This is a genomic window from Cryobacterium arcticum, from assembly GCF_001679725.1.
In the GTDB taxonomy this organism is placed as follows: domain Bacteria; phylum Actinomycetota; class Actinomycetes; order Actinomycetales; family Microbacteriaceae; genus Cryobacterium; species Cryobacterium arcticum_A.
The window spans coordinates 1,629,773-1,642,066 of the sequence record NZ_CP016282.1 but is presented as its reverse complement, the minus strand read 5'-3'; the positions used below and the strand labels follow the sequence as shown (position 1 = coordinate 1,642,066).

8 protein-coding genes are annotated in these 12,294 nt (G+C 68.7%); 3 read left to right on the top strand and 5 right to left on the bottom strand.

From position 1 onward, the window contains the following. Positions 1-59: 59 nt before the first annotated feature. Positions 60-1,436 (bottom strand): glutamate decarboxylase, encoded by a 1,377-nt coding sequence (locus tag PA27867_RS07270; protein WP_066594856.1) that lies wholly within the window; start codon positions 1,434-1,436, stop codon positions 60-62. A gap of 172 nt (positions 1,437-1,608) precedes the next feature. Here PA27867_RS07270 and PA27867_RS20940 point away from each other — a divergent pair, with 172 nt between their 5' ends. After that, the gene (locus tag PA27867_RS20940) at positions 1,609-1,881 is read left to right on the top strand and encodes a hypothetical protein (RefSeq protein ID WP_066594854.1); all 273 of its coding nucleotides are present in this window, start codon (positions 1,609-1,611) and stop codon (positions 1,879-1,881) included. A gap of 7 nt (positions 1,882-1,888) precedes the next feature. Further along, positions 1,889-5,329 carry a DNA polymerase III subunit alpha gene (locus PA27867_RS07260; protein WP_066594852.1) on the top strand — a complete coding sequence of 1,147 codons (3,441 nt, stop codon included), beginning with the start codon at positions 1,889-1,891 and terminating at the stop codon, positions 5,327-5,329. 27 nt (positions 5,330-5,356) lie between these two features. Here the strand turns inward: PA27867_RS07260 and PA27867_RS07255 are convergent, their stop codons facing one another. Then, on the bottom strand, positions 5,357-7,693 hold the full coding sequence (locus PA27867_RS07255; protein WP_066594849.1) for a transglycosylase domain-containing protein: 2,337 nt from the start codon (positions 7,691-7,693) through the stop codon (positions 5,357-5,359). Between the two features lie 324 nt (positions 7,694-8,017). Between PA27867_RS07255 and PA27867_RS07250 the strand changes: the two genes are divergently transcribed. After that, positions 8,018-8,611, top strand: coding sequence for a hypothetical protein (locus PA27867_RS07250; protein WP_066594847.1), 594 nt, complete (start codon positions 8,018-8,020; stop codon positions 8,609-8,611). A 57-nt stretch (positions 8,612-8,668) separates the two neighbouring features. On the opposite strand, the gene PA27867_RS07245 is transcribed toward PA27867_RS07250, so the two are convergent. From PA27867_RS07245 to pflA, 3 genes are all read right to left on the bottom strand, one after another. Continuing rightward, positions 8,669-10,489: a cellulase family glycosylhydrolase gene (locus PA27867_RS07245; RefSeq protein WP_084020827.1), complete on the bottom strand. Its 1,821-nt coding sequence runs from the start codon at positions 10,487-10,489 to the stop codon at positions 8,669-8,671. A 171-nt stretch (positions 10,490-10,660) separates the two neighbouring features. After that, on the bottom strand, positions 10,661-11,146 hold the full coding sequence (locus PA27867_RS07240; protein ID WP_066594845.1) for an aromatic ring-opening dioxygenase LigA: 486 nt from the start codon (positions 11,144-11,146) through the stop codon (positions 10,661-10,663). 218 nt (positions 11,147-11,364) lie between these two features. After that, a complete protein-coding gene (gene pflA / locus PA27867_RS07235) occupies positions 11,365-12,258 on the bottom strand; it encodes a pyruvate formate-lyase-activating protein (protein ID WP_066594843.1) in 894 nt (297 codons plus the stop codon). Positions 12,259-12,294: the final 36 nt, after the last annotated feature.

The window sequence follows — 12,294 nt, the reverse complement described above, 5'->3', positions numbered from 1 at the left end:
CAGATAGCGAGTAGGCCGGTCACAACGATTCGGTACGTCTGAGGTTCGGCCCCGCCGGGTCAGTGGGTGAAGCCGGGCTGGTGTTCCTCCACGGGCATGGGCCCGTCCAGCCGGTCGAGGTACGCGGTCTCTTCGCTGATCGCGGTCAGCAGCCGCGAAGCGAGGTCGAGACTCAACCCGTTCCGCACCACGATGCGCTGCACGATGCGGTCCGACAGGTCGTCGGGCATCGGGTACGCGGGCACCAGCCAGCCGCGCGCGCGCAACCGGTCGGACAGGTGGAAGAGGTTCCACTTGTCGGTGTGCCCCTCGGCCAGCCGCCACGCGAACACCGGGATGTCGGAACCGTCGCTCACCAGGGTGAACGCACCGTGCTCTGCGATGCCCTTCGAGAGGTACATCGCCACGTCCTGGGAGGCCTGTTGCACCAGCCGGTAGCCCTCGAAGCCGAGCCGCAGGAACAGGTAGTACTGCAGCAGCACCTGGGCTCCGGGCCGCGAGAAGTTGAGCGCGAGGGTCGGCATGTCGCCGCCCAGGTAGCTCACCCGGAAGATCAGGTCCTCCGGCAGCAGGTCGGGGCTGCGCCAGACCACCCAGCCCAGCCCCGGGTAGACCAGGCCGTACTTGTGCGCCGAGGTGCTGATCGAGTGCACCCGCTCCAACCGGAAGTCCCACACCAGGTCCGGCTGCAGGAACGGGGCGATCATGCCGCCGGATGCCGCATCCACGTGGATGGGAACGTCCAGTCCCGTGCGCGTCTGGATCTCGTCGAGGGCCGCGGCGATCTCTTGCACCGGCTCGTAGATGCCCGTGTAGGTCACTCCCATGATGGCGACGACCCCGATGGTGTTCTCGTCGACATAGTCGGCCAGGTCGTGGCCGTCCAGGCACGGATGCTCGTCCGTCACCGGTACCAGACGCATCTCGACGTCCCAGTAGTTGCAGAACTTCTCCCAGCAGACCTGCACCGCACTGCTCATCACCAGGTTGGGTTTCTCCGTTGAGAGCCCGGCAGCGCGACGGGCCTGTTGCCAGCGGCGCTTGAAGGCCAGCCCGCCGAGCATGCAGGCCTCCGACGACCCGATCGTGGAGGTGCCGATGGTGGTGCGCGGCTCTGGCGCATGCCAGAGGTCGGCGATGATGTGCCAGCAGTAGTCTTCGATGGCCGCCGTCTGCGGGTACTCGTCCTTGTCGATCATGTTCTTGTCGAAGGACTCGGTGTACAGCCGTCTGGCCTGGTCGTCCATCCAGGTGCTCACGAAGGTGGCCAGGTTGAGCCTGGAGATGCCGTCGAGCTTGATCTCGTCGTGGATGATCTGGAAGGCCGTGTCCGGCCCCATCATGGTGTCACCGAGCGTATATCGCGGGGCGAGCGTGGCCTCCCCCGGCCGGGCGAACAGTGGGTTGACCTCGAGGAACTCTGGATTCGTCGACATGCAACATAGAGTGCCCCCACCCCGCCGCCCGGTCTACCCCGAACCGGCATCCTGACCGGACCGGCGTGCCCGACCTGGCCCGGCCGGCCGGGTCCGCTGGCATGTGTCGGAGGAGTGACGTACACTCCGATTGTCGAACATTTGTTCGAGCTTCCAGTTTCGAAAGGCTGCCATGCCCCAGATCATCGACACCGCGGTGCAGGTCGAACTCTCCGCAGACGGCGACCCCCTGGCCTTCGTCTGGGATCGATTCGAACACACCATCATCGGCCAGCCGCAGGCGGTCTTCACCCGCACCCGCTGGTGGGAGGACGCGGGCACCCCCACCCGGATCGACACCGAACTCTGGCGGGTGGATGCCGCGCGCGGCGGCGAGGACCAGCACCGTTACGACCTGCGCCACGATGCCGACGGCACCTGGGTGCTCTCGCTCGACTGGGGGTGATGCGGCCGTGAGTTTCCCGCACCTGCACGTCGCCAGCGCCTACTCCACCCACTACGGGGTGACCCTGCCCGAGGCCCTCGCCGGGCAGGCCGCAGCCGACGGGGCGACCTTCCTGGCCGTCACCGACCGTGACGGCCTCTACGGAGCGGTGAAGCATGTGCGCGCCTGTGTCGCGGCGGGCATCAGCCCGGGCCTCGGCGCCGAGCTCGCGGTGCACCACGACGACGACCTCGGTGCGCTCGGCCGGGTCGTGGTGCTCGCGCACGGCGGCGGCACCGGGCGCGGCTACGCGGCCCTGTGCCGGGCGGTGTCCAGCGCCCACGAGACCCCGGTACGGCTGGCGGGCCAGCCGCCGAGCATCTCCCGGCGCCGGCTGGCCGAGCTTGCCGGCCTGAACTCACTGACGGTGCTGCTCGGCCCGCTGTCGGATGTGGGCTTGGCGGTGGGACGCCGGGACACCCCGCAGGCCCGGGCCGGCCTGGCCGACTGGGTGCGCGAAATGCCGCCCGGGTCGCTCGTCCTCGAGGTGGTCTGCCACCTCGCCGAGCCGGGCACCCCCGGCAGCGTCGCGCCAGCCACCCGCATGCTCGCCCTGGCCGAGTACGCCCAGCTGCCGGCGGTGCTGAGCAACGCCGTGCGCTACGGAACGCCCGACGAGGCGGTCACGGCCGACCTCGCCGACGCCGCCCGGCATCTCACCCCGCTCGCCCAACTCGGCGGGTCGCAGGACACCGAGCTGCAGGTGAACGGGCAGGCCTGGCTCAAACCCGCCGCGGCCATGCGCCAGGTGGCCCGTATGGTGGTCGACGCCGGCCAGCACAGCGACGGGGCCCTGGCCCGGCTGCTGCGGGACACCCACGACCTGGCCGAGCGCTGCGTGCTCGACCCGGTCGCCGACATCGGTCTCGGCCGCCCCCGGATGCCCGAGGCGAGCGTCATCGGCATCACCGGAGACCCGCTCACCGAGCTGTGGGCGCGCGCCCGGAGCGGCATCGACGAACGGTACACCGATGCGGGCCGGCCGGCCCTCGGCGCCGCCCACGACAGGCTCGCCCACGAGATGGCCACCGTCGAGAGTCTCGGTTTCGCCAGCTACTTCCTCACCGTCGCGAAGGTGGCCGACATCGTCCGCGGCATGGGCATCCGCATCCAGGCCCGCGGTTCCGGGGTGGGCTCGGTGCTCAACTACGCCCTGCACACGTCCTCGGTCGAGCCCATCGGCAACGGCCTGCTCTGGGAACGCTTCCTCTCCCCCGAACGCCAGACCCTGCCCGACATCGACCTCGATGTGGAATCGTCCCGGCGGCACGACATCTACCGCACGATCTTCCAGACCTTCGGCGGCGCCCGGGTATCGCTCATGTCGATGACCAACGCCTACCGCGGCCGCGGAGCCGTGCGTGACGCCGGGCTGGCGCTCGGCATGCCCGACACCCAGGTGGCCACGATCGCCAAGCAGATGTGGCGATTCAACGCCCGGGACTTCCGCGCGGCGCTGGCCGAGAAGCCCGAGCTCGAGGAGCTGGCCGCCGAGGTGCGCGAGTCGGCCCAGCTCGACCTGCTCGTCGACCTCACCGCCCGGCTGGACCGGCTGCCCCGGCACATCTCGGTGCATCCGTGCGGGGTCATCCTCTCCGACGCCTCCCTGCTCGACCGCACCCCGGTGCAGGCGTCGGGCATGGGACTGCCCATGTCACAGTTCGACAAGCACGACATGGACCCGATGGGCCTGATCAAGCTCGACATCCTAGGGGTGCGCATGCAGTCGGCCATGGCGCACGCCGTCGAGGAGCACCACCGGCTCACCGGCGAGCACATCGACCTCGACCGGGTGCCGCTGGACGACCCGGCCACCTTCGAACTCATCCGCTCCACGCGCACCCTGGGAATCTTCCAGATCGAGTCGCCCGGCCAGATGGAGCTGGTGGGCAAGCTGCAACCCGAGGAGTTCAACGACCTCACCGTCGAGATCTCCCTGTTCCGGCCCGGCCCGATGAAGAACAACATGCCGCTGAAATACCTGCAGGCCCGGCACGGCGAGGTCGCCCCGGACTACATCCATCCGCGCTTCGAGGCCATTCTGCGGGAGACCAAGGGCGTCGTCATCTTCCACGAGCAGGTGATGCGCCTCTTCCACGAACTCACCGATTGCGGCCTCGGCTACGCCGATGTGCTGCGCCGGCATCTCGGCCGGCCCGAACAGTTGCCCGTCATCGAGGCCTACGTGCGCGAACGGGCCCTCGCGCGCGGATTCGACACCGTGACGATCGACCGGGTCTGGACGGTCCTGGCCGGTTTCGGCAGCTTCGGCTTTGCCAAGGCCCACGGTGCAGCGTTCGCCCTGCCCACCTACCAGTCGGCCTGGTTGAAGACCCATCATCCGGCTCCCTTCCTGGCCGGACTGCTCACCCACGATCCAGGCATGTGGCCCAAGGACCTGCTGGTGGCGGAGGCCCGGGTGCTCGGCGTGCCGGTGCTCGGTCTCGACGTGCAACACAGCGCCCTGGACTACCGGGTGGAATCCGTCGGCTCGGGCCAGGGCATCCGGATGCCGTTGCCGGAGCTGTCTGGTTCGAGCGAGGCCGAACGCGCCCGCATCGTTCGGCACCAGCCGTTCAGCTCGCTGCAGGACTTCCGCGACCGGGTGCGTCCCCGCCGGCGCACCTTCGAAGCCCTGGCCCGGATCGGCGCGCTTGACAGCTTCATCGACCACGACCGCACCCGTCGGCACGAGCTGCTCGCGCACATCCAGTCGCTGCGGGGTACGGCCATCACGATCGCCGACGACCAGCTCGCCTTCGAGGTGCCGTTGCCGGTTCTCGACTATGAGGGCGCGCGGTTCGACGCCGTCACCTCCCTCCAATTGCGCGGACGCACCCAGAGCGACCTCGAACTGCTCGACACCGGGCTGGCCGTGGCCGACCACCGGATGCGCAAGTTCTACCCCTTGTTCGCCGAGCTCGGGGTGACCCCAGCGTCGGCGCTGGCGACGCTGCCCGGGGGAACCGATGTGCTGCTCGCGGGCGTGCGCCGGGCCACCAACACCCCGCCCATGCGGGGCGGACGCCGGGTGGTCTTCGTGAGCCTGGACGACGGGACCGGACCGGTGTCCAACGTGGTGTTCTTCCACGACGCCCAGGAACGCATCGGCGCCGGGGTCTTCCAAACCGAGCTGATGCTGGTGCGCGGCCGCACCCGTCGGTCGGGAGCCCGCGGGGTCTCGGTGACCGGCGAGGGCATGTGGGACCTGGTCACGGTGGCGAGGGACAAGGCCAGGGAGCGTGCCCAGGCGGCCAAGGCGGCCCGGGCTAGCGCCCTGCTCGACGGCCACGCCGACACCGCGCCGGCCAGCGGGGACGCTGCGGCGGCGGCCGGAGCGGAGCGGGCCCGGCCGGCCCGAACGGCCGGGATCGCACCGTTCGACCTGTGGTCGACGCAGACCGCCTAGAGGTCAGCCGGGCCTCGATCGGACACCTCAGCCGGACGGCGCCGGAACCGGGGCCTCCGGGGCCGGCGGTTCGGGTGCCGGGGGTTCGGGCGCGGGCGGCTCGGGAGCGGGCGGCTCCGGCGCCGGTGGCTCGGGGGCCGGCGGCGCGGGAGGAGCGGGCGGCGCGGGCGGATCGGGTGTGACGGGGCCGGGATCCACGGGACCGGTGCTGTCGTTGTTTTCGGTGTCCGTCGGCTCCGGTGCGACGGGCACCCCGGCGAACGGGTCACCACCGTACTTCGCGTTCGCGACCGACATCACGTCCGGCCACATCCGGTGCCGCGCCGTGGCGGCGGGCCCGCTGGCGAACCGGATCGCCCGCTGGTTGGCCTCACCCGTCACGGTGACGACGCCCACCACGGTGGCCACCTTGCTGCTCGCACCGCTCATCCAGGTGTTCTTCGCGTTGTCGGTCGTTCCCGTCTTGCCGAACATCGGCACCCGCGGCGAGGTGGCCGAGTTCGATTGCACAGCCGTTCCCTCGGTCATCACCCGGCTCAGGGCCGAGATCATCTGCGTCGCCGTGCCCGGGGTCACCGACGCCGTGCACTTCGGCAGCGGGATGGGGACCTCGGCGCCGTCCGAGCCGACCATCCGGTCGATCACGAGCGGGCTGCAGGTGACCCCCTGGTTGGCGATGCCCGCGAAAGCCACGGCCATGGTCAGCGGCGCGATCTCGTTGGTGCCGATCACCGATGCGGCGCTCTGGCTCAGCGGGTCGCCGTCGGCGCGGTGCACCCCGAAGGCCTCGGCCATCTTGCGGATGCCGCACAGGTCGAGGCGTTTGGCCATGCCGATGAAGCCCGTGTTGATCGATCCGATGGTGGACTCGAGCGCGCTGTAGTTGCCACCGGACTCGTCGGCGTCGTTCTTGGGGCTCCAGCCCTCCGCGTCGTAGTTCTGCGGGCCCAGGCAGCTGTCGGTGAAGGTGCCCCAGCGCGACTTGGGCGCGGAGTCGACCCGTTCGCTCAGCGAGTGGCCGGTGTTCAGCCACTCGGCGAGGGTGAAGACCTTGTAGGTCGATCCGGGTTGGAACCCGCTGGAGCCGCCGGCGTTGAAATCGGTGTTGTAGTTCACGCTGGTCCAGTTGTCGCCCGTGGCCAGCACCTCGGGGTCCTGGCTGTAGTCCTTGTTCTGCGCCATCGCGAGCACCCGGCCCGTGCCCACCTGCACGCTCGAGATGACGCTGCCCACGTCCCAGCCCGCCACCGACTTGGGCACATTGGCGTTCAGGGTCGCGACCGCCGCACTCTGCAGGTCGAGGTCGAGGGTCGTGTAGACGTCGAAGCCGCCGCGACGGATGTTGGTGATGCGGGCATCCGCGTCGTCACCGAAGACGGGGTCGTTCGCCAGCACATAGATGACGTAGTCGCAGAAGTAGGCGTTGGCCAGGGCGGTCTGGCAGCCGGTGCTTGGCTCGTGGATCGTGGGCTCGATGGGCGCCGCGACGGCCTCGTCGTAGGCGGCCTGGGTGATCTTCTGGTACTTGAGCATCGCCCCGAGGATGTAGTCACGCCGTTGCCGGTTGTCGCTGTAGCCGTTCGCGGCCCCGTTGGTCTCGCTCTCCGGCTTGTCCAGGCGGAACTTGTCCGGGTTGTTCACGATGGCCACGAGGCTGGCCGCCTGGGAGAGGGTGAGGGTGGCCGCCGTGCTGCTGTAGTAGTAGTCGGCCGCCGCCTCGATGCCGTAGACCCGGCCGCCGAAGCCCGCGATGTTCAGGTACTGCCGCAGGATGTCATTCTTCGCGTACTTCTTCTCCACCCCGATGGCCAGCCGCATCTCCTTGAGTTTGCGCGCTACCGACGTGACCGTGGCCTCGTCGTAGCAGCTCTGGATCTCGTCGTCGGTGGGCAGCATCTCGCACTTCTGCACGAGCACGTTCTTGACGTACTGCTGCGTGATCGAGGAGCCGCCCTGCACGTTCCCGTGCAGGGTCGTCGTGACCGCGCCGCGCACCGTGCCCTGAAGGTCGACACCGCCGTGTTCGTAGAACCGGGGATCCTCTCCGGCGACCGCGGCGTCTTTGACGTTCTGGCCGATGTCGTCCCAGCCCACCTCGACCCGGTTTTGGTCGTAGAGAGTGGCCAGCAGCACGGGGCTGCCGTCGGAGTTGGTGGCGTAGATGTTGCTGCGCTGGGCGAGCGGTTCGATGTCCAGGTAGTCGGGCAGGGTCTCGAAGACGCCGATGGTGTTGGTCGCGGTCATTCCGGTCAACGCCACCACCGGGGTCAGACCCACCGTGACCAGCAGACCGGCTATCGCACTCGTCGCGATGAGCCCCACGAATCCGCCGAACACTCCCCCGACCGTGCGTGGCGGGGTCACCCCGGTTCCATTGGTTCCGTCCGTCCCATTCGACACCATAGCCGTCGAGTCCTGCCCTTCCGCCTGCCACGTCTTACGCCTGCAACGGCTCACGCCGCTGAACCTGCCCGAACCACCACCCAACCGGGCCGGAGAGCCAGCGAGCACCGGTAGCCCCACTCAAAGCCGAGCGTCGTCCGGGCGCTAGGGGCTTGCCGAACCCCCCTGAACGGGGCACCATACGGCTCCGCACAATCGGATGTCGACGACGTGCGGCAGGCCCACCGGCACGACCGGGATGCGCCCCGCGAGTTAGAGTGGCGTGTCAGGTTCTCAGGAGGAAAAATGGCCGGTCCCGCTATGCCCAATGTGCCCACCAGGCGAAACGTCAAGCTGCTCACCGACGCGATCGCCACTCTGGAGTCGGGCAGCTCGGTCAGCGCGATGTTCCTGACCAAGCGGTACGGCGCCTTCACGATCGAGGGAACGGCCTTCATCTCCGCCTCGGTCAAGACCCTCACCATCGGTGGTCGCTCCATCGAGCAGAACCTCAAGCCGCACAAGTCCCTGCAGGCCCTGACGGCGACGCCGGAGGCCGACTCCCCCGAACCTGTGGACGGTGAGTCGGAACCCGATGCGACCGGTGCAGAGGCGCCCGCCGCCGAGTCAGGCGAAAGCCCGGCCGTGCAGCACGGCGACCTCATCTCGGCCCGATTCGTGGACCCGGCCTACGGGCAGTTCACGGTCACCGGCGTGGGCGTGGCATCCACGGTCAGCGATGTGGTTCTCGTGGGCGGCTGGTTCGTGAGCCAGGCCGGCACGACCGCTCCCCGCCTGGTGGATCTCGAGATCCTCGCGGAGAACGGCACCCACGAATATCCGCTTCCGCCGCGGATCGCGAGCTGGGGCGACGACTCAGAGGGCGCCACCGAGTACTAGTCCCGACAGCACCGCTCGGCACCCACCCGGACGGTCCTGGCTAGCCGGTCGTCACCACTATCGGGTCGTCACCGTGAGCACGGGTGAGACCGGAGCGGCGCCGGCGGCCACCTGCACCCCGACGCGTGCCGTCTGGCCCGCAGGGACCGCTGCTGCCCAGTCGGAGCCGGTGCAGGTTATCGAGGTCTTGGCCTTGAGCGTGCAGGTCATGCCCCAGGCGTTGACGATGCTGGTGGCCTTGGTGTCTGGCCAGGTCGCCGTCCAGCCCTTCACCCCGGTGGTGCCGGTGACGAGGAGCTCGGTGACGTAGCCGGCGCTCCAGGAATTCTGCAATTGCCACGCCACGGTGGCTCCGGCAGCGGCGGTCGGCGCGGTCGTGGGCTTCGGCGTCGCCGTCGCCGTCGCCGTCGCCGTCGCCGTCGCCGTCGCCGTCGGGGTAGCTGAGGGCTTCGGGGTGACGGTGGGCTTCGGCGTCGCTGTGGGCTTCGGGGTGACAATGGGCTTCGGCGTCGCCGTCGGCGTGACGGTGGGCTTCGGCGTGGCTGTGGGCGTCGGGGTGACGGTGGGCTTCGGCGTCGCGGTGGGCGTGGCGCTGGCGGTCGGAGTGGGTGCCGGTGCCGGGATCGGCGTGGTGGCGCCACTCGTCAAGAGCGGCGCGAGGGCGGCGAGCTTTGTGGCCTGCGGGGTGACCCAGTCGTCGGCGACGATACCGCCGGTGTCGCCGCTGTTGGGATTGAACGACCAGTAGGCGAAACTCGTCTTGTTCGCGGCCAGATAGCCCACGATCGCGCTCATCCACTGTGTGTCTGAGGTGGTCTCCAGCTTGCTGCCGAACTCCCCCACCAGCACGGGCGCGATGCCGTTCTTGCTGATGTAGCCCCAGTTCGCGTCCCAGACCGAGGTGAGGTTGGCCGGGTAGGTGCTGGCGCTGAACCACTTCTGGGCGTAGACGGATGCCGGGTAGTCGTGGGGCGAGTACACCACGCGGTTCGGCACCGTGAGGGTGACGGGTTTCGCAGCGACGCCGCTCAGGCCACCGCCCCACCAGGTGGAGGTGCCGGACGCCTGGTTCTCGATTCCTTCGACCAGGATCAGCAGGTTGGGGTTCACGGCCAGCACGGCGTTGCCGCCGCGAGTCGCCGCGGCCTGCCAGTCGGTGTCGGGGTTGCCGCAGCCCCAGCAGGCAGGTCCGTGCGGCTCGTTGTGCAGGTCGACGCCGATCACGGTCGGGTCGTTCCGGTACCGGGTGGCCAGCGCCTGCCAATCGGCGATCCAGCGTGCCTCGCTGTACTGCGCGGTGTACCAGAGCTCCGACTGGGCGCCGGAATCAGGCCGGTGCCGGTCGAGGATGACGGTGAGTCCGGCGGCCGCGGCTTTGCTCACGACGATGTCGAGCAGCTCCTGCGGCGTCTTGTCCACCAAGTCGGGATTGACCGCGTAGTTGATCGAGCTCGTGGCGGGCGCCGCAAGGCACTCATTCGAGAACGGCAGCCGCAGGGTCGTGAATCCCATCGCCTTGATCTGCGCCAGTCCGGACGCGAGCGAAATGGTCCAGAGGCCGTGCGGGGCGCAGTTCGACGTCTCCATGCCGAACCAGGACACGCCCTTGATCACGTAGGGAACGCCGGAGGCGGTCAGGATGGTGCCACCGGACGTGTGCAGCCAACCGGACGTCGTGGGGGCGGCCGCCGCAGAAGCGACCGACGTGGAGATCGCGGAGGACGCCGCATCGATGACACGCGCCGCTGCCGGCGAGGCTGCTGCGGGTGAAGCTGTGACGGGTGAAACGGATGCGGCCGCCGTACCGGCCAGCAGGACGGCGCCGAGAACCAGCGCGACCAGACCGGTTCGCGCGCGTGAGTGAAGGTTCTCGCTCATGGGTCCCCCAAAAGTGATGCCCAGGTAGTGGTGCCGAGGATCGGGGGTGTCCCCTCGCTCACACTAGGGGCTCGAACCGCCCCACGGCAACGGCCGGCGCCGGTCGTTGCGGGCGGAAACGACGAACGACCCGGCAGCCGAGGCTGCCGGGTCGTTGACGAGGTGTGACGACTACGCGCGAACGCCCGTGGCCGTGGTCTTCTTGGGCCAGGCCGGAGCGAGGGTCAGGATGGCCCAGCCGAAGAGGCCGGACAGGAGGCCCATGCCCATGGCGAAGGCCGAGACGCCGAACGAGACGACCGAGGTGAACAGCGAGGTCCGCAGGAACGAGGCGTTCATGACCGTCGCGCGCAGCGGGTCATCCTGCTCGAGCTCGGCGTACGTCTTGTTGTCGGCCATCGCGAGGGCGTGGTGGTTGATGATGGTCGCCTGCGCGTAAGCGGAGAACGGGCCGACCACGGGTGCGCCGGCGAGGAACTCGGCGTCCTCGGAGACGGTGATGTTCTCGGCGGCGAGCTGCGAGCTCACGACGCCCCAGACGACGCCGCCGCCGACGATCATGACGATTGCACCGAGAATTCCGGCCCAACCAATGAGCTTGACGACCTTGGTCTTGGTGGCGCTCAGGGCCGTGGCCGGAACTGTTGCTGTTGACACGATGTTGCCTTTCGTTGTGAATCTGAAGATATCCACAGTCTGGCAGCAACCTGTTTTCCCAGTCAGGGTACAAAGTCCCTGGCTTCAAATTCGTAACACTATTTGTGCTGGTCAAAGGCAAATCGGCTTCACGCATTTATATGCGTAAAGCCGATATTCGCCGTGTGTCGCGGGCGCCGGGCCCGTGTCGCCTGGCAGAAGAGCGCAGAAGCGGAAGCCTAGAAGACGGTCAGTCCCCGGGCTTCGAACTGGCCACGCACGCGGTTCAACAGCTCGTTCTCCGGCGGGTGCACGCCGTGCAGGGGGTACGGGATGCTCAGGCGGTCCCACTTGTCCTCGCCCATCTGGTGGAAGGGCAGCACCTCCACACGCTGCACATTGGGCCAGCTCTTCACGATGTCCACGACGGCTTCGACGTTGTCGACGGCGTCGGTGAGTCCGGGCACCAGGACGAAGCGCACCCAGACCGGGATGCCCCGCTCGGCGAGCCGGTCGCCGAAGGCGATGGTGGGCGCGAGTTCGCGGCCGGTGACGGTCTTGTAGGTGTCGGGCAGGCCCGACTTCACGTCGAGCAGAACCAGGTCGACGTTGTCGAGGAGTTCGTCCGAGGCGCTCTTGCCGAGGTAGCCGGAGGTGTCCAGGGTGGTGTGCACGCCCAGGGCGTGCGCTTCCTTGAACATCCGCTTCACGAAGGCGGGCTGCATGAGCGGCTCGCCGCCCGAGATGGTGAGGCCGCCGTTGGTGGCCTTGAAAACGCCGAGGTAGCGGGTCATCCGGGCGACGAGTTCGTCGATGGGCGTGACCAGGCCGTCGCGCATCTTCCAGGTGTCCGGGTTGTGGCAGTACTGGCAGCGCAGCAGGCAGCCGGAGAGGAACAGGGTCATGCGGGTGCCGGGGCCGTCGACGGCGGTCACCAGCTCCCAGGAGTGCACACTGGCGACGGTGCCTTCCCGGATCGCCTTCATTTCGAGGGTGTGCAGTTCGGCCTTGCGGTCGGCGTCGTTGAGGGCGCTGACGTCGTCGGAGACGGGCGCCGACAGGTCGACGTGCTCTCCGGAAAGTTCTACAACAGGACAGGCAACGCTAGGGAAGCCGAGGTTGATCGCGGTCATGGTCTCGTCCTACCTAGCGTTGCCGGTCATGTGTTA

Bases quoted from the DNA above. Each gene is read 5' to 3' on its own strand.
- PA27867_RS07270 (WP_066594856.1), bottom strand. From the start codon at position 1,436: ATGTCGACGAATCCAGAGTTCCTCGAGGTCAACCCACTGTTCGCCCGG.
- PA27867_RS20940 (WP_066594854.1), top strand. From the start codon at position 1,609: ATGCCCCAGATCATCGACACCGCGGTGCAGGTCGAACTCTCCGCAGAC.
- PA27867_RS07250 (WP_066594847.1), top strand. From the start codon at position 8,018: ATGGCCGGTCCCGCTATGCCCAATGTGCCCACCAGGCGAAACGTCAAG.
- PA27867_RS07245 (WP_084020827.1), bottom strand. From the start codon at position 10,489: ATGAGCGAGAACCTTCACTCACGCGCGCGAACCGGTCTGGTCGCGCTG.
- pflA (WP_066594843.1), bottom strand. From the start codon at position 12,258: ATGACCGCGATCAACCTCGGCTTCCCTAGCGTTGCCTGTCCTGTTGTA.